The organism is Paraburkholderia sp. BCC1886 (assembly GCF_900996245.1).
Lineage (GTDB): Bacteria > Pseudomonadota > Gammaproteobacteria > Burkholderiales > Burkholderiaceae > Paraburkholderia.
The window spans coordinates 1-16,342 of sequence record NZ_CAAJGK010000044.1; the positions used below are offsets into that span (position 1 = coordinate 1).

Sequence of the window (16,342 nt, forward strand, 5' to 3'; positions counted from 1 at the left end):
CAGGTTTTTCTAACTTTTCCAACCCGTCCAGCGTGCCGCAAACCCCCGCCATTACTGGCTCCCCGCCTCCCCGTGCCCCGCTGTCCGAAGCACGAAAGAGCGAGATTCTAGCGAGGCCACGCAGGCCTTGCAAGGGTTATTTTGACAAGCGTATTACCGATGCTTGAAAACCGGCTTGCGCTTCTCAACGAACGCGGCCATCCCCTCTTTCTGATCTTCCGTAGCGAACAGCGAGTGGAAGAGGCGTCGCTCGAAATGCACACCTTCGGCGAGTGTCGTTTCGTACGCACGATTGACCGATTCTTTGACCATCATGACGGCTGGCGAAGGGAATTCGGCGATAGTCGCTGCGGCCGCGATCGACTCATCGAGCAAACTGGCCGCCGGAATGACACGCGATACCAACCCAGACCGCTCTGCCTCCGCCGCATCCATGAAACGGGCGGTCAGGCAGAGGTCCATGGCTTTCGCCTTGGAGACGGCTCGCGGCAAACGCTGCGTTCCGCCAGCACCGGGCATGACACCGAGCTTGATTTCTGGTTGCCCAAACTTCGCCGTATCAGCAGCGAAAATGATGTCGCACATCATCGCCAACTCGCAGCCGCCGCCAAGCGCGAAGCCCGCGACTGCCGCAATGATCGGCTTGCGAATAGAGCGAACGGTCTCCCAGTTGCGAGTGATGTAGTCGCCCTTGTAGACATCCATATAGGTATAGGTGGCCATCATGCCAATGTCGGCACCGGCCGCAAATGCCTTCTCGCTACCGGTGATGACAATGGCGCCAATCGCGTCGTCCGCATCGAACTCGCGCAGCGCGGCACCTAACTCATCCATCAATGCATCGTTCAAAGCATTCAACGCCTTCGGACGATTCAACGTTACCAACCCGACTCGTCCGCGCGTTTCAACCAGAATGTTCTCGTACGCCATATCACCTCCTAATGATGAATTCGCACGCGAAAAACGCTTCGCGTGGCCGTCTTAATAATGCTACCATTCACCAACCAACCGGTCGGTCAATTATTCGACAGGCTTTCCCCAACGCACAGCCGAGCCCCTCCGCCATGACACACCCGCTATTCACCAAGCACGAAGACACGCTGCAAAAGGCACTCACCGCAGTCGAAACGCGCGGTTACTGGACGCCGTTCGTCGAGATGCCCAGTCCGAAAGTGTACGGGGAAACGGCCAATGCAGACGGCGAAGCCGCATTCAAAGCCAGCCTGAACAAGACCTTCGAGCTCGACCAGCCTTCGACCGGCGAAACGGTCGGCTCCGAAGTCTCGCCCTTCGGTTTCCCGCTTGGAATTCGCTACCCGAAGGCCGATCCGGACGCGCTCATTGCGGCAGCCGCAGTCGCGCAACGCGAGTGGCGCGCCGCCGGCCCGCAAGCCTGGGTCGGCGTCAGCCTCGAAATTCTCACGCGAATCAATCGCGCGAGTTTCGAAATTGGCTACAGCGTGATGCACACGACCGGCCAGGCCTTCATGATGGCTTTCCAGGCCGGCGGCCCGCACGCCCAGGACCGGGCGCTCGAAGCCGTCGTCTATGCGTGGGACCAGTTGCGCCGAATCCCTGCCGATGCCCATTGGGAAAAGCCGCAGGGCAAGAACCCGCCGCTCGCCATGCACAAACGCTACACAGTTGTGCCGCGCGGCACCGCCCTCGTGCTCGGCTGCTGCACCTTCCCGACCTGGAACGGCTATCCTGGCCTCTTCGCCGATCTGGCCACCGGCAACACGGTCATCGTCAAACCTCATCCGGGCGCTATCCTGCCGCTCGCGCTGACGGTGCGCATTGCCCGCGACGTCTTGCGTGAAGCAGGCTTCGACCCGAACGTGGTCACGTTGCTGGCAACCGAGCCAAACGACGGCGCACTGGTACAAGACCTGGCGCTCCGCCCCGAGATCAAGCTAATCGACTTCACGGGCAGCACGCAGAACGGTACGTGGCTCGAACGCAATGCCCATCAAGCCCAGGTCTACACAGAGAAAGCCGGTGTCAATCAGATCGTGATCGACTCCGTCGACGACATCAAAGCCGTCGCGCGCAACATCGCGTTCTCGCTCGCGCTGTACTCGGGCCAGATGTGCACGGCGCCGCAGAACATTTACGTACCGCGTACCGGCATCCGCACCGCCGACGGCACGCTGAGTTTCGACGAAGTGGCGCAAGCCATTGCCGGTGCTGTGCAAAAACTCGTTTCCGACCCGGCGCGCGCCGTCGAACTGCTCGGCGCGATCCAGAACGAAGGCGTCGTTCAGCGTCTGGACGAAGCCAAGAAACTCGGACACGTTCTGGCCGAAAGCCAGACGCTCGAACATCCCGCCTTCGCCGGTGCTCGCGTTCGCACGCCGCTCGTGCTGCAACTGGACGCCAACACCGACCACGCACAACTCACCAAAGAGTGGTTCGGACCGATTTCGTTCGTGATTGCCACGGACTCGACGGCAGCCTCTCTCGAACTGGCCGGCGCGACCGCTGCCGAGCACGGCGCGTTGACGTTGTCGGTGTACAGCACCGACGAAGCCGTTCTGGAGGAAGCGCACGAAGCATCAATCCGCGGCGGCGTCGCGCTCTCCATCAATCTGACCGGCGGGGTCTTCGTCAATCAGTCCGCAGCTTTCTCCGACTTCCACGGCACCGGGGCAAACCCGGCGGCAAATGCCGCGCTGGCCGATGCCGCGTTCGTTTCGAACCGCTTCCGCGTAGTACAAAGCCGCGTTCATGTTGAACCGAAAGCAGCGCCCGCGGTAGCTGGCTAAAAGTCATAAGAAACACATAAGACAAAGCGCGGCTCCGTCCTATGACGTTTGGTCGAATGGACCGAACCGCGCGCCCCAACTAACATGAGACACCGGATTGGCACTGTTCGCCGATCCGTTCCAGCAGGAGCCGACATGAACGACGCTTTCATCTGCGATGCGATTCGCACCCCCATCGGCCGCTACGGCGGCGCCTTGAAAGACGTGCGTGCCGACGACCTCGGCGCAGTACCCATCAAAGCCCTGATCGAACGGAACCCGGCCGTCGACTGGCGCGCGCTGGACGACGTCATTTACGGCTGCGCCAATCAGGCGGGTGAAGACAATCGCAACGTCGCCCGCATGTCGGCCTTGCTCGCCGGCCTGCCTACGGAAGCACCCGGCGCCACGATCAACCGCCTGTGTGGCTCGGGCATGGACGCAATAGGCACGGCCGCACGTGCAATCAAGTCTGGCGAAGCGCGCCTGATGATTGCCGGCGGCACCGAAAGCATGACCCGCGCGCCCTTCGTCATGGGCAAAGCCGGCAGCGCGTTTTCCCGGCAAGCGGACATTTACGACACGACCATCGGCTGGCGCTTCATCAACCCGCTGATGAAACGCCAGTACGGCGTCGACTCGATGCCCGAGACCGCTGAAAACGTCGCGGTCGAGTTCGGCGTGAGCCGCGCCGATCAGGATGCTTTCGCGCTGGCCAGTCAGCAAAAGGCCGCGCGTGCGCAACGCGACGGCACGCTGGCGCACGAAATCGTTGGTGTCGAAATCGCGCAGAAGAAAGGCGATCCGGTGCGCGTGACGCTCGACGAGCATCCGCGTGAGACGTCGCTGGAAAGTTTGGCCAAGCTCAAAGGCGTAGTACGTCCCGACGGCAGTGTGACTGCCGGCAATGCATCCGGCGTGAACGACGGCGCCTGCGCCTTGCTGCTCGCGAATCAGGAAGCCGCCGACCAGTACGGCCTGCGCCGCCGTGCGCGCGTGGTGGGTATGGCCACGGCAGGCGTCGAACCGCGCATCATGGGCATCGGCCCCGCGCCGGCCAGCCAGAAACTGCTCAAGCAGCTAGGCATGACACTCGACCAGTTCGATGTGATCGAACTGAATGAGGCATTCGCGTCGCAAGGTCTGGCCGTTCTGCGCTCGCTCGGTTTGCGCGACGACGACGCGCGCGTCAATCCGAACGGCGGAGCCATCGCACTCGGCCATCCGCTCGGCGCTTCCGGCGCGCGCCTCGTCACCACGGCGCTCTATCAGCTGGAGCGAATCAATGGCCGCTTCGCGCTTTGCACGATGTGCATCGGCGTAGGCCAGGGCATTGCACTGGTCATCGAGCGGCTCTGATCGCCACCCTGTCGAAAGAATCGGCCAAAGAGATCTGGAGGAGACACGCAATGCCATATGAAGCGATTCGCGTCGATATCGACGCGTCGAGCCGGGTAGCAACCATCACCCTGAACCGGCCGGACAAACTCAACAGCTTCACCCGTGCGATGCACGAGGAACTCGCCGCAGCCATCGGCGAGGTCGAGGCGTCCGGCGCTCGGGCGCTCGTGCTGACCGGCGCCGGCCGCGGCTTTTGCGCCGGTCAGGACCTCGCCGATCTGGATTTCACTCCCGGTGCGATGACCGATCTCGGCGAGCTGATCGACAAGCATTTCAACCCGCTCATCCGCCGTCTGCAGGCACTGCCCTTGCCGGTCATCGCCGCGGTCAACGGCACGGCCGCCGGCGCCGGCGCCAATCTCGCGTTCGCCTGCGACATCGTGCTCGCCGCCCGCTCGGCCAGCTTTATTCAGGCCTTCGTGAAGATCGGGCTCGTGCCCGATTCCGGTGGTACCTGGTTCCTGCCGCAACGAGTCGGTATGGCGCGCGCCATGGGTCTCGCCATGACCGGCGACAAGCTCGGCGCCGAGAAAGCCGAAAGCTGGGGCCTCATCTGGCAAGCCGTCGACGACGCGGAACTCGCCAACGCCGCAGCGAAACTCGCGGCTCAACTGGCGCAACAGCCCACGCGCGCCATCGCCGCAATCAAGCAGGCCTTGCGCGCCGGCACATCGCAAACGCTGGATCAGCAACTCGATCTCGAGCGCGACCTGCAACGTGAACTCGGCGCTTCGTACGATTACGCCGAAGGCGTGCAGGCGTTCGTCGAGAAACGCGCGCCGCGCTTCGAGGGCCGTTGATATGCCGACCCCAAACAAGCGCCCCGACGAAATGAACCCGAACGAACTCGCGCGCGCGACGGCTGCGGCCATGTACGAGAACGACGCGTGCAGCCGCGCGCTCGGACTCGAGATCGTCGAAGTACGCGCCGGCTATGCACGCCTGCGCATGGCAGTGCGCGACGACTTCCTGAACGGTCACGAGATCTGCCATGGCGGACTGATCTTCACGCTAGCCGATTCGACCTTCGCGTTTGCGTGCAACACCTACAACATCAACACCGTCGCGGCGGGCTGTTCGATCGAATTCCTGCGTCCGGTTCATCGTGGCGACGAACTGACAGCGGAAGCGACCGAGCAGACGTTGAGCGGCCGCACCGGCATTTACGATATTCGCGTGACGAACCGTGCCCAGGAAACGGTCGCCATGTTTCGCGGCAAATCGGCGCAAATCAAAGGCAACCTGATTCCTACCGGCGATTGACTGTCTCCGGCTGCCACTCACAACCAGCGGTAGCCAGAAGCGGATAGCACGCCAGAAGCAGACAGCACGACCCCGTTTTTTCAAACCCCAGCGCACCCATATCAGATTCATGCATCAAGGCAGCAAGGAGACCATTCGATGACCACCACCGCCCTTCCGCTCGATCCCATCGAGACCGCCAGCCGCGACGAACTCGCGGCGCTCCAGCTCGAACGGCTCAAATGGTCGCTGAATCACGCTTATGAGAATTCGCCCGTCTACCGGCGTAAGTTCGACGAAGCCGGCGTTCATCCGGACGACGTGAAGACCCTCGCCGACCTGGCGCGCTTTCCCTTCACGACCAAGAAGGATCTGCGCGACAGTTATCCGTTCGGGATGTTCGCGGTGCCGCAGGAGCAGATCTCGCGCATTCATGCGTCATCGGGCACCACCGGCAAACCGACCGTGGTCGGCTACACCGCGCGCGACATCGACACCTGGGCCAATCTCGTCGCGCGTTCGGTCCGCGCAGCGGGTGCACGGCGCGGCGACAAGGTGCACATCAGCTATGGCTACGGCCTCTTCACCGGTGGCCTCGGCGCGCATTACGGCGCCGAACGCGCGGGTCTCACCGTGATTCCGTTCGGCGGCGGTCAGACCGAGAAGCAGGTGCAACTGATTCAGGATTTCCGGCCCGACATCATCATGGTGACGCCGAGCTACATGCTTTCGATCGCCGACGAACTGGAACGCCAGGGCATCGACCCGATCAACTGTTCGCTGCGCCTCGGCATCTTCGGCGCGGAGCCTTGGACCAACGACATGCGCCAGGCGATCGAAAAGCGGATGGGCATCGACGCGGTCGACATCTACGGCCTGTCCGAAGTGATGGGCCCCGGCGTCGCATCCGAATGCGTCGAAACGAAGGACGGCCCGACCATCTGGGAAGACCATTTCTACCCCGAGATCATCGACCCTGAAACGGGCGAAGTGCTGCCCGACGGCGAACTGGGCGAACTCGTGTTCACCTCGCTGACGAAGGAAGCGCTGCCGATCATCCGCTACCGCACCCGCGACCTGACGCGCCTTCTGCCCGGCAGCGCCCGCACCATGCGCCGCATGGAGAAAATCACCGGTCGCTCGGACGACATGATGATCGTGCGCGGCGTCAACGTGTTTCCCACGCAAATCGAAGAACTGCTGCTCAAGCAACACGCACTCGCGCCGCACTATCAGATCGTGCTGACCAAGGAAGGGCCGCTCGACGTCCTCACGCTGAACGTCGAACCTTGCCCGGAAACGGCGCCGGACGGCACCGCCTTGAGCACGGCCAAACAGGCGTTGGCCTACGACATCAAGGCGCTGATCGGCGTGAGCGCCGTGGTGAACGTGTTGGGTGTGAACGGCATCGAGCGCTCGGTCGGGAAAGCGCGGCGAGTCGTCGACAAACGTACCGCGGCGATTTAACTCGCGCGTTGGCGCAGTAATAGAAAAGGGCGATCCAGCTTTATCGGAGGATCGCCCTTTTTATCGAATAACGAACCGCAGCAAACCCGGCCGACGCCTTACGAATTCGGCAGCAGCAACCACATCCGGCCGCCCTGCTTCATCTTGCCCGCCAGGTCGCCGGCATCGTCGCCGAGTCCCCAGAAATAATCGGCGCGGACTCCGCCCTTGATGGCCGAGCCCGTGTCCTGCGCGAAGACGAGACGGTTCATCGGTGAGTTGGTCAACGGCCGCGTCGTCTGCAAAAACACTGGCGTGCCGAGCGGAATCGAACTCGGATCCACCGCAATGGAACGCTCCGGCGTCAGGGGTACGCCCAACGCGCCGATCGGGCCGTCCGCACCGCCGCTCGGCGCGCTCTCGACGCCCGGCGTCTCGCGGAAAAATACGAAGCGCGGATTGGTATCCAGCAACCCGTCCACTCGCGTGGGATTCGCGCGCGCCCAAGCTTTGATACCTTGCATGGTCGCCTGCGACGGCGTGAGTTCGCCGCGATCCAGCAACCAGCGTCCGATCGATTTATACGGCTGGTTGTTCGTACCGCCAAAGCCGAGTCGCATCACGCTGCCGTCTTCCATCACGATGCGCCCCGAGCCCTGCACCTGCAGAAAGAACGCTTCGATCGGATCGTCGACCCAGACCAGTTCGTTGCCGTTGAGCACGCCGGCGCGTTCCAGTTGAGCGCGCGCCGGCAGCGGCGCGCCTGCCCGATAACCGGCCGGCCAGCGATACAGGGCGGTTTGATAAATGCCGTGACGGGTGCGCGATCCGCGCAGCAAAGGCTCGTAGTACCCGGTGACCAGGCCGTCGAGTGTGCCGTCGCTATTGGCCAGTTGGAAAGGCGTGAAATAAGCTTCGAAAAACGCCCGCGCGCCAGTCACGTCCAGGTCGTCGATCTGCGCCGCGGCCGCGCACGCGCGCGCCCAATTGTTTTGCCGTGCGAGCCTCGTGCAGTTTTGCCGCAAAGCCGCCGTGGCCCCGATCAGCGAGTCGTCCTGCCAGCCCGGCACCTGTTGCCAGGCGACCGCCGTCAGCCGTGTCGCTGCAATCTGGCCGGGGATGATCGCTGCGCCCGTGGGCGGCGAAACCGGCTGCCGGATTGCGCCGCCGCCTCCGCAGGACGCCAGGATGACCGCAACCGAAAGCGCGCCGAGCCAGCCGGCCGCGCGGACAAAACGCATACAATGTTCGTTCTTGATGGAAACCGCCATGTCTGATCTATTCGACGAATACCCGATGCTCATCTTCGCGCTGGAGTCGCTCCTCGCGCTCTTTCTGCTCGTGTTTATCGTGGTGTGGACATCGTCCGGGAAGAAGAAAGCAGCGCGCGCTTTTCAGCAAACTTCTCAGCGCACCGAAGCGCCAAAGCCGCAACCGCAGCAATCACAGCAACCGCCGCGGCAGCGGCAATAACGCCGCCGCACGCACACCGACTCACCCACTCGCGCACCCAAAACCTGCGCAACCAAAACTCACCCACCCCGCCGCAACGAAGCCTTCTAAAGACCGCCCGCGTCGCTCCCGGTTCAATGCAATGTGCGGGGCATGCGCAAAATGAACTCGGGCACCACCGCGTCGAACCGCTCACCGTCTTCGGCCACGCAGAAATATTCGCCGCGCATCGTGCCGACCGGCGTTGCAATCACCGCCCAGCTCGTATATTCGAAGTGCTCGCCCGGTTTGAGCAGCGGCTGATGGCCGACCACGCCCAGGCCCTTCACTTCCTGCACGCTGTTTTCACTGTCGGTAATCACCCAGTGGCGCGCGATCAGTTGCGCGGGCACCTGCCCGGCGTTACGGATAGTCAGCGTGTATGCGAAAGCATACTGGCGGCGCTCCGGGTCCGACTCTTCGGGCAGATATTGCACCTGCGCCGAGACGCTGAATTCGTACTGGCTCATCCTGATTCCGGTGTGGTGAAACTGGGGATAAAAAAACGCGGGAGAACCGCGGGGAAAGCCCGAACGCCAGCGGTTTGCGGGCGTCCTGGCGAAGCCGCGGCAGTGCTTTGGCATTCTGCGTCATGCGCGGCATGCCCGCAACCGGACAAATCCCTCTGGCCGAGGACGACCAGGCCCGACTGGACACTCGAAGGGCTTCGCCAGGCGACAAGCGTCGAGCACCCGGATCAATCCCGCACAAACCGGTAAAATGGCGCTTTCCCGCCTGCCACCCGCCCCCGCCATGACGCAATTCCGCATTTCGCCCAGCATTCTCTCCGCCGACTTTTCCCGCCTCGGCGAAGAAGTCCGCAGTGTGGTCGCCGCCGGCGCCGACTGGATTCACTTCGACGTGATGGACAACCACTACGTGCCGAACCTGACCATCGGTCCGCTCGTCTGCGAGGCACTGCGTCCGCACGTGGAAGTGCCTATCGACGTGCATCTGATGGTGCGTCCGGTCGACCGCATCGTGCCGGATTTCGCGAAAGCCGGCGCAAACCTCATCAGCTTCCATCCGGAAGGCTCGGACCATATCGACCGCACGCTCTCGCTGATTCGCGACCACGGCTGCAAGGCCGGCCTCGTGTTCAATCCCGCGACCTCCTTGAACTATCTCGACCACGTCATGGACAAGGTCGACCTGGTGCTGATCATGTCGGTCAACCCGGGTTTCGGCGGTCAGTCGTTCATTCCCGAGGCGCTCAACAAGCTGCGCGAAGCGCGCAAACGCATCGACGCATATAAGGAGAAGACCGGCCGCGAGATTCATCTCGAAGTGGACGGCGGCGTGAAAGTGGACAACATCGCCGAAATCGCGGCTGCCGGTGCCGACACGTTCGTGGCCGGCTCGGCCATTTTCGGCGCGCCGGACCACAAAGCCGTCATCGACCAGATGCGCGCGGCACTCGCCAACATCGAGCACTGAGCGCCGCCCCATGAGCGCTCCGTACCCTGCCCCCACCTTCACCGGCCCGCGCCTGCAAGCGGCCATCATCGACCTCGACGGCACCATGGTCGATACCGCCGACGACTTCACCGCCGGTCTGAACGGCATGCTCGCGCAGATCGACTCGAAACAGACGTCGCGCGAAGAGGTGATGGGCTACATCGGCAAGGGTTCGGAGAATCTGATCCGCAGCGTGCTGGCGCCGCGCTTCGGCCCGGAGCAGGCGCACGCACGCTTCGACGAAGCGCTGGCCATCTACCAGCGCGAGTACGCAAAAATCAACGGTGTGCACACGCAGTTGTATCCCGAGGTGGAAGCCGGGCTGGCTGCCATGCGCGAGGCCGGCCTCAAGCTCGCCTGCGTGACCAACAAGCCGCATCGGTTCGCGGTGGAACTGCTGCAGCAATACGGGCTCAGCCAGTATTTCAGCATCGTGCTGGGCGGCGACAGCCTGCCGCAGAAAAAACCGCACCCGCTGCCCATGCTCACCGCCGCCGAACGCCTGGGCGTCGAACCACGCGCGACGGTCGCCATCGGCGATTCGGAAAACGACGCGCTGGCGGGCCGCGCGGCGGGCATGGCAACGCTCACGGTGCCCTACGGCTACAACCATGGCCAAGCTATACAAACAATAAAATCCGATGGTATAGTTCCCACGCTGCTGGACGCCGCCAAGGCGATCGCAGCGCACCATTCCACGACTTATCAAGTCCCTCATCCTCATGTTTCTGAATAAAAAACGGAGTCTGATTAGCATCGACCGGGGAGCCTGGCCCTGGCGTCGCTGGTCGCGCTAACCTCGCCTGAGGTACGCTGAAGCCTGTCTTCGGCACCGTTTTTTACTTCGCTGCGCTCACGCGTTTTTTCCATCTGCTTGTTTCGCTGCATCGGTCGATCCGGCTTTCGTGTGCCCGCAAAGTACGCTCGAGCGCCGAGTCCCTGCATGCGTCGATGGACAACTCGCGCCGGTCCAGATCGTCGCCTCCAATCCGTCTCGACCTAGGTTCGAAGACCTCCGAAGCGAATGAACGAACCACCGGCCGCGCAACGCCCCGCTTTATCCGACGCACGCCGCCGGACCCATGAAACAGGATCGGACCATGACCGAACTCGAATTTCAGTCCCTCGCCAACGAGGGTTTCAACCGCATCCCGCTGATCGCCGAAGCCCTCGCCGATCTCGAAACACCACTCTCGCTGTACCTGAAGCTGGCTCAGCCCGAGCGCAACGGCGCGAACTCGTTCCTGCTGGAATCGGTGGTGGGCGGCGAGCGCTTCGGTCGCTATTCGTTCATCGGGCTGCCGGCACGCACGCTGCTGCGCACCCGCAACGGCGTGTCGGAAGTGGTGCGCGACGGCAAGGTCGTCGAGACGCACGAAGGCGATCCGCTCGAATTCATCCAACAGTTCCAGGGGCGCTTCAAGGTCGCGCAACGTCCCGGTCTGCCACGTTTCGCCGGCGGTCTGGCCGGTTACTTCGGCTACGACGCCGTGCGCTACATCGAGAAAAAGCTCGCGCACACGGCCCCGAAAGACGATCTGAATCTGCCCGACATCCAGTTGCTGCTCACCGAAGAAGTCGCAGTCATCGACAATCTGGCCGGCAAGCTCTACCTCGTGATCTACGCCGATCCGACGCAGCCCGAGGCCTACACCAAAGCGAAACAGCGTCTGCGTGAATTGCGTCAGCGTCTGCGCACGACCGTGCAGCCGCCAGTCACGTCGGCGAGCGTACGCACCGAGACCTATCGCGAATTCGCCAAAGACGACTATCTGGCGGCCGTGCGCAAGGCGAAGGAATACATCGCCGCCGGCGAACTGATGCAGGTGCAGGTCGGCCAGCGCCTGAGCAAACCCTATCGCGACAATCCGCTGTCGCTGTATCGCGCGCTGCGCTCGCTGAATCCGTCGCCGTACATGTACTACTACAACTTCGGCGACTTCCACGTAGTCGGCGCATCACCGGAAATCCTGGTGCGCCAGGAAAAGCGCGGCGAAGACCGCATCGTGACAATCCGTCCGCTCGCCGGTACGCGTCCGCGCGGCAATACGCCGGAACGCGACGCCGAACTTGCCACCGAACTGCTGAACGACCCAAAAGAAGTCGCCGAACACGTGATGCTGATCGACCTCGCGCGCAACGACGTGGGCCGCATCGCACAGATCGGCTCGGTGGTCGTCACCGACAAGATGGTCATCGAAAAGTACTCGCACGTGCAGCACATCGTGAGTTCGGTCGAAGGCAAGCTGAAGCCCGGCACCACCAATTTCGACGTGCTGCGCGCAACCTTCCCGGCCGGCACGCTGTCCGGCGCGCCGAAAGTCCGCGCGATGGAACTGATCGACGAGCTCGAGCCCGTCAAACGCGGCCTGTATGGCGGAGCGGTCGGTTACCTGTCGTTCACCGGCGAAATGGATCTGGCCATCACGATCCGCACCGGCGTGATCGCGAACGGCAATCTGTATGTGCAGGCGGCAGCGGGCGTGGTCGCGGATTCGGTGCCCGAGTCGGAATGGCAGGAGACCGAGAATAAGGCACGCGCCGTGTTGCGCGCCGCCGAACAGGTGCAAGACGGCCTCGATAGCGACTTCTGACCGGAGACTCACCATGCTGCTCATGATCGACAACTACGACTCGTTCACCTACAACCTGGTGCAGTACTTCGGCGAACTCGGCGAAGACGTGCGCACCTACCGGAACGACGAAATCACGCTGGACGACATCGCGAAGCTCAACCCCGCGCGCATCTGCCTGTCGCCGGGACCGAGCAATCCGCAACACGCCGGCATCACGCTCGACGTGCTGCGCGAGTTCGCCGGCAAGACGCCGATTCTCGGCGTATGCCTTGGACATCAGGCGATCGGCGAAGCATTCGGCGGTCGCGTCGTGCGCGCGCAAACCATCATGCACGGCAAGGTCAGCACGATCGAGACCGATTGCAAAGGCGTGTTCGCCGATCTGCCCAAGCACTTCGTCGTGACGCGCTATCACTCGCTCGCGATCGAACGCGAATCACTGCCCGACTGCCTCGAAGTGACCGCCTGGACCGACGACGGCGAGATCATGGGCGTGCGCCATAAAGAACTCGCGGTCGAAGGCGTGCAGTTCCACCCGGAATCGATCCTGTCCGAACACGGCCATGCGCTGCTGGAGAACTTCGTGAAGCAGTCGAAGTCCGCATCGGCCCATCTGCCGACACGCCAAGCCTGATGAAGAGAGACGCCATCATGTCGATTACGCCGCAGGAAGCGTTGCAACGGACCATCGAGCATCGCGAGATTTTTCACGACGAAATGCTGCATCTGATGCGCCTCATCATGCGCGGCGAACTGTCGCCGGTGATGGCGGCGGCCATCATCACCGGTCTGCGCGTGAAGAAGGAAACGATCGGCGAAATCACCGCCGCCGCGACGGTCATGCGCGAGTTTGCCAAACACGTGCATGTGCCCGACAACTCGAATTTCGTCGACATCGTCGGCACGGGCGGCGACGGCGCGCACACCTTCAACATCTCCACGGCCACCATGTTCGTGTCGGCGGCGGCGGGTGCGAAAGTCGCCAAACATGGCGGGCGCAGCGTGTCGAGCAAGTCGGGCAGCGCGGACGTGCTCGAGGCGCTCGGCGTGAATATCGACCTGCAGCCGGAACAGGTCGCGGCCTCGATTGCCGAGACCGGCATGGGCTTCATGTTCGCGCCGAACCATCACCCCGCGATGAAAAACATCGCGCCGGTGCGCCGCGAACTCGGCGTGCGCACGCTGTTCAACATTCTCGGGCCGCTGACCAATCCGGCCGGCGCGCCCAATCAGTTGATGGGCGTGTTCCACGGCGACCTCGTCGGCATTCAGGTGCGCGTCATGCAGCGGCTCGGCGCCAAACACGTGCTGGTGGTGTACGGCATGGACGGCATGGACGAGGTGTCGCTCGGGGCGGCGACCCAGGTCGGCGAGTTGCGCGACGGCGAGATCCACGAGTACGAGATTCATCCGGAAGACTTCGGCATGCAGATGGTGTCGAACCGTTCGCTGAAAGTAGCCGACGCGAACGAGTCGAAAGCGATGCTGCTCGACGCGCTCGACAATGCGCCGGGCGTCGCGCGGGAAATCGTCACGTTGAATGCGGGCACGGCCCTGTATTCGGCGAACGTGGCGACGTCGATCGCGAACGGCATCGAACTGGCGCGCGAAGCGATCGCCAGCGGCCGCGCGCGCGCGAAGGTCGACGAACTCGTGCGCTTTACCCAGCAATTCAAGCAGTAACCACGTAGCGAGCCTTTTATGAGCGATATCCTCGACCGCATCATCGCGGTCAAACGCGAAGAAGTCCGCGCCGCCGAACAGAGCGCACCGCTCGAAGCGCTGCGCCTCGAAGCCGCCACCCGCGACAGCCGCGATTTCGTCGGCGCATTGCGCGCGAAAAAAGCCGCCGGCCTCGCGGGCGTGATTGCCGAAGTGAAGAAGGCGAGTCCGTCCAAGGGCGTGCTGCGCGAACACTTCGTCCCCGCCGACATCGCGCGTTCGTACGAAAAGCACGGCGCGGCCTGCCTCTCGGTGCTCACCGACGTGCAGTTCTTCAAGGGCAGCGTCGCGTATCTGCAGCAGGCGCGCGCTGCGTGCCAACTGCCGGTACTGCGCAAGGACTTCATCGTCGACCCGTATCAGATCGTCGAAGCACGCGCGATGGGCGCCGACGCGATCCTGCTGATCGCCGCCGCGCTCGACACCGCGCAGATGCAGGACCTCGAAGCGCTCGCGCATTCGCTCGGCCTCGCCGTGCTGGTCGAAGTTCACGACAGCCAGGAATTGACCGAAGCGCTGACGTTGAAGACACCGCTGATCGGCATCAACAACCGCAATCTGCGCACATTCGAAACGTCGATCGAGACGACCGTCGGGATGCTCGAAGCGATTCCGGACGACCGTATCGTCGTCACGGAATCGGGCATTCTGGCGCGCGCCGATGTCGAGCGGCTGCGGGCGAAGGACGTGAACACGTTCCTCGTCGGCGAGGCGTTCATGCGCGCGCAGGAACCGGGCGAGGAACTCGCGCGGATGTTTTTCTGAGCACACACAGACTCGACACCGGAGCCGGTCATGGGCATGGAACGTGAAATCAAGCTGGCCTTGCCGGCGACGCAGGTGAGCGCCGCGACGGCGTGGTTCGTTGCGCGCACCGGCGAAAACGGCCGCCCGATCGAACTGGCGAACATCTATTTCGACACACCGGAACTGGCGCTCGCGAAATCAAAAAGCGCGCTGCGTTTGCGGCATACGCCCGACGGCTGGCTGCAGACGTTCAAAACGGTGGGCGTTGCGAAGGCCGGCTTGCATAGCCGGCACGAGTGGGAAATGCCGGTGGCGGGCGAACGGCTCGAGATCGACGCATTGCTGCGTGAATGCGACGAGCCGAGCGCCACCAGTTCGCTTGAACAGGCCGCGCCGCAATTAGTCGAACTGTTCCGCACGAATTTCACGCGCACGCTGTGGCATATCGTAGTGGACGGCTCGGTCGTGGAAGCCGCCATCGATCGGGGCGACGTGATCGCCGAAGTCGACGGCGAGCGCCACAGCACGCCGATCTCCGAAGTCGAACTGGAATTGAAGTCCGGCGACGAGGCGGCACTCGGCACGCTCGCCGCGCAATTGAGCGCTGAGGTCGCCGGTCTCGTGCCGGACGACATCAGCAAGGCGCAGCGCGGCTACCAGTTGCGGGCGCGATAAGCGCTCTCTTTACTCCCGGCACCTGCCATGACCTCTGCTTCCCGCACCCGCTCCAATCCGTCGCAAACATCGTTGTTCGCCGACACGCCGGTCGCGCCGGCTTCAACGTCAGAACCCGCGGCCACGCTCGAAGCCCAGTTCGACGCGCTGCCAGCCGAGTGGCGCGCGCACCTGAAACCGTTTATCGACAGCGACGACTACGCGCCGCTGTGCCGTTTCGTCGACGGCGAGCGCTCCGCCGGCAAAACCGTTTATCCCGCCGACGTGTTCCGCGCGTTGCGTCTTACGCGTCCCGACGACGTCAAAGTCGTGATCCTGGGGCAGGACCCGTATCACGGCGAAGACCGCGGCACGCCGCAAGCGCATGGCCTCGCATTTTCGGTGGCACCGGGCGTGCGGATTCCGCCTTCGCTGCGCAACATCTTCAAGGAGATCGCCGCGAGTCTCGGCCACACGCCGCCGCTGCACGGCTGCCTCGATAGTTGGGCGAAGCAAGGCGTGCTGCTGCTGAACACGGTGTTGACCGTCGAAGCCGATTCGGCTGCGAGCCATGCCAAACGCGGTTGGGAAAAATGCACGGACACGTTGATCCACGAGCTGGCCGTGCGCCACGAAGGGCTCGTGTTCATGCTATGGGGCGCGCACGCGCAGGCAAAGCGCGCGCTGCTCGGCGGCAAGTCGCACTACGTGCTGGAAGCGCCGCACCCGTCGCCGCTGTCGGCGCATCGCGGCTTTCTCGGCTGCGGGCACTTCGCATCGGCGAATACGTATCTGACCGAACACGGCCGCCAGCCTATCGACTGGCGCTTGCCCGACGTGGCGCAGATGCTGGCTTGAGCC

At 63.2% G+C, this 16,342-nt stretch carries 17 protein-coding genes; 14 read left to right on the forward strand and 3 right to left on the reverse strand.

The window, feature by feature from the left end; all coding sequences use genetic code 11:
- Positions 1–153 precede the first annotated feature (153 nt).
- The gene (locus tag FQ746_RS13910; RefSeq protein ID WP_144109972.1) at positions 154–930 is read right to left on the reverse strand and encodes an enoyl-CoA hydratase; all 777 of its coding nucleotides are present in this window, start codon (positions 928–930) and stop codon (positions 154–156) included.
- A 134-nt stretch (positions 931–1,064) separates the two neighbouring features.
- On the opposite strand from FQ746_RS13910, the gene paaN reads away from it, so the two are divergent.
- From paaN to paaK, 5 genes are all read left to right on the forward strand, one after another.
- Positions 1,065–2,765: a phenylacetic acid degradation protein PaaN gene (gene paaN, locus FQ746_RS13915; protein ID WP_144109973.1), complete on the forward strand. Its 1,701-nt coding sequence runs from the start codon at positions 1,065–1,067 to the stop codon at positions 2,763–2,765.
- Positions 2,766–2,900: 135 nt separating this feature from the next.
- The gene (gene pcaF / locus FQ746_RS13920) at positions 2,901–4,103 is read left to right on the forward strand and encodes a 3-oxoadipyl-CoA thiolase (protein ID WP_144109974.1); all 1,203 of its coding nucleotides are present in this window, start codon (positions 2,901–2,903) and stop codon (positions 4,101–4,103) included.
- Between the two features lie 50 nt (positions 4,104–4,153).
- Positions 4,154–4,945 carry a 2-(1,2-epoxy-1,2-dihydrophenyl)acetyl-CoA isomerase PaaG gene (gene paaG / locus FQ746_RS13925; RefSeq protein WP_144109975.1) on the forward strand — a complete coding sequence of 264 codons (792 nt, stop codon included), beginning with the start codon at positions 4,154–4,156 and terminating at the stop codon, positions 4,943–4,945.
- A 1-nt stretch (position 4,946) separates the two neighbouring features.
- Positions 4,947–5,408, forward strand: coding sequence for a hydroxyphenylacetyl-CoA thioesterase PaaI (gene paaI, locus FQ746_RS13930; RefSeq protein ID WP_144109976.1), 462 nt, complete (start codon positions 4,947–4,949; stop codon positions 5,406–5,408).
- 138 nt (positions 5,409–5,546) lie between these two features.
- Positions 5,547–6,854, forward strand: coding sequence for a phenylacetate--CoA ligase PaaK (gene paaK, locus FQ746_RS13935; RefSeq protein ID WP_144109977.1), 1,308 nt, complete (start codon positions 5,547–5,549; stop codon positions 6,852–6,854).
- A 98-nt stretch (positions 6,855–6,952) separates the two neighbouring features.
- On the opposite strand, the gene FQ746_RS13940 is transcribed toward paaK, so the two are convergent.
- On the reverse strand, positions 6,953–8,074 hold the full coding sequence (locus FQ746_RS13940) for a murein transglycosylase A (RefSeq protein WP_144109978.1): 1,122 nt from the start codon (positions 8,072–8,074) through the stop codon (positions 6,953–6,955).
- 28 nt (positions 8,075–8,102) lie between these two features.
- Here FQ746_RS13940 and FQ746_RS13945 point away from each other — a divergent pair, with 28 nt between their 5' ends.
- Positions 8,103–8,306 carry a hypothetical protein gene (locus FQ746_RS13945; protein WP_144110099.1) on the forward strand — a complete coding sequence of 68 codons (204 nt, stop codon included), beginning with the start codon at positions 8,103–8,105 and terminating at the stop codon, positions 8,304–8,306.
- Between the two features lie 113 nt (positions 8,307–8,419).
- Here the strand turns inward: FQ746_RS13945 and apaG are convergent, their stop codons facing one another.
- Positions 8,420–8,794 carry a Co2+/Mg2+ efflux protein ApaG gene (apaG, locus tag FQ746_RS13950; RefSeq protein WP_144109979.1) on the reverse strand — a complete coding sequence of 125 codons (375 nt, stop codon included), beginning with the start codon at positions 8,792–8,794 and terminating at the stop codon, positions 8,420–8,422.
- A 283-nt stretch (positions 8,795–9,077) separates the two neighbouring features.
- On the opposite strand from apaG, the gene rpe reads away from it, so the two are divergent.
- The 8 genes from rpe (at position 9,078) to FQ746_RS13990 (ending at position 16,339) form a co-directional block, all read left to right on the forward strand.
- Complete coding sequence (rpe, locus tag FQ746_RS13955; RefSeq protein ID WP_144110098.1) at positions 9,078–9,761, forward strand: ribulose-phosphate 3-epimerase; 684 nt, start codon at positions 9,078–9,080, stop codon at positions 9,759–9,761.
- Between the two features lie 10 nt (positions 9,762–9,771).
- Complete coding sequence (locus FQ746_RS13960; RefSeq protein WP_144109980.1) at positions 9,772–10,518, forward strand: phosphoglycolate phosphatase; 747 nt, start codon at positions 9,772–9,774, stop codon at positions 10,516–10,518.
- 364 nt (positions 10,519–10,882) lie between these two features.
- On the forward strand, positions 10,883–12,376 hold the full coding sequence (gene trpE, locus FQ746_RS13965) for an anthranilate synthase component I (protein WP_144109981.1): 1,494 nt from the start codon (positions 10,883–10,885) through the stop codon (positions 12,374–12,376).
- 13 nt (positions 12,377–12,389) lie between these two features.
- Positions 12,390–12,992, forward strand: a complete 603-nt coding sequence (locus FQ746_RS13970) for an aminodeoxychorismate/anthranilate synthase component II (RefSeq protein ID WP_144109982.1) — start codon at positions 12,390–12,392, stop codon at positions 12,990–12,992.
- Positions 12,993–13,009: 17 nt separating this feature from the next.
- On the forward strand, positions 13,010–14,041 hold the full coding sequence (gene trpD / locus FQ746_RS13975; RefSeq protein WP_144110100.1) for an anthranilate phosphoribosyltransferase: 1,032 nt from the start codon (positions 13,010–13,012) through the stop codon (positions 14,039–14,041).
- A gap of 18 nt (positions 14,042–14,059) precedes the next feature.
- On the forward strand, positions 14,060–14,845 hold the full coding sequence (gene trpC / locus FQ746_RS13980; protein ID WP_144109983.1) for an indole-3-glycerol phosphate synthase TrpC: 786 nt from the start codon (positions 14,060–14,062) through the stop codon (positions 14,843–14,845).
- Positions 14,846–14,875: 30 nt separating this feature from the next.
- Complete coding sequence (locus tag FQ746_RS13985; protein WP_144109984.1) at positions 14,876–15,502, forward strand: CYTH domain-containing protein; 627 nt, start codon at positions 14,876–14,878, stop codon at positions 15,500–15,502.
- 27 nt (positions 15,503–15,529) lie between these two features.
- Entirely contained in the window at positions 15,530–16,339 is an 810-nt protein-coding gene (locus FQ746_RS13990; protein WP_144109985.1) for a uracil-DNA glycosylase, read from the forward strand.
- Positions 16,340–16,342 lie beyond the last annotated feature (3 nt).

Coding starts and splice junctions, on each gene's coding strand:
- FQ746_RS13910 (WP_144109972.1), bottom strand. CDS start 930: ATGGCGTACGAGAACATTCTGGTTGAAACGCGCGGACGAGTCGGGTTG.
- paaN (WP_144109973.1), top strand. CDS start 1,065: ATGACACACCCGCTATTCACCAAGCACGAAGACACGCTGCAAAAGGCA.
- pcaF (WP_144109974.1), top strand. CDS start 2,901: ATGAACGACGCTTTCATCTGCGATGCGATTCGCACCCCCATCGGCCGC.
- paaG (WP_144109975.1), top strand. CDS start 4,154: ATGCCATATGAAGCGATTCGCGTCGATATCGACGCGTCGAGCCGGGTA.
- paaI (WP_144109976.1), top strand. CDS start 4,947: ATGCCGACCCCAAACAAGCGCCCCGACGAAATGAACCCGAACGAACTC.
- paaK (WP_144109977.1), top strand. CDS start 5,547: ATGACCACCACCGCCCTTCCGCTCGATCCCATCGAGACCGCCAGCCGC.
- FQ746_RS13940 (WP_144109978.1), bottom strand. CDS start 8,074: ATGCGTTTTGTCCGCGCGGCCGGCTGGCTCGGCGCGCTTTCGGTTGCG.
- FQ746_RS13945 (WP_144110099.1), top strand. CDS start 8,103: ATGTCTGATCTATTCGACGAATACCCGATGCTCATCTTCGCGCTGGAG.
- apaG (WP_144109979.1), bottom strand. CDS start 8,794: ATGAGCCAGTACGAATTCAGCGTCTCGGCGCAGGTGCAATATCTGCCC.
- rpe (WP_144110098.1), top strand. CDS start 9,078: ATGACGCAATTCCGCATTTCGCCCAGCATTCTCTCCGCCGACTTTTCC.
- FQ746_RS13960 (WP_144109980.1), top strand. CDS start 9,772: ATGAGCGCTCCGTACCCTGCCCCCACCTTCACCGGCCCGCGCCTGCAA.
- trpE (WP_144109981.1), top strand. CDS start 10,883: ATGACCGAACTCGAATTTCAGTCCCTCGCCAACGAGGGTTTCAACCGC.
- FQ746_RS13970 (WP_144109982.1), top strand. CDS start 12,390: ATGCTGCTCATGATCGACAACTACGACTCGTTCACCTACAACCTGGTG.
- trpD (WP_144110100.1), top strand. CDS start 13,010: ATGTCGATTACGCCGCAGGAAGCGTTGCAACGGACCATCGAGCATCGC.
- trpC (WP_144109983.1), top strand. CDS start 14,060: ATGAGCGATATCCTCGACCGCATCATCGCGGTCAAACGCGAAGAAGTC.
- FQ746_RS13985 (WP_144109984.1), top strand. CDS start 14,876: ATGGGCATGGAACGTGAAATCAAGCTGGCCTTGCCGGCGACGCAGGTG.
- FQ746_RS13990 (WP_144109985.1), top strand. CDS start 15,530: ATGACCTCTGCTTCCCGCACCCGCTCCAATCCGTCGCAAACATCGTTG.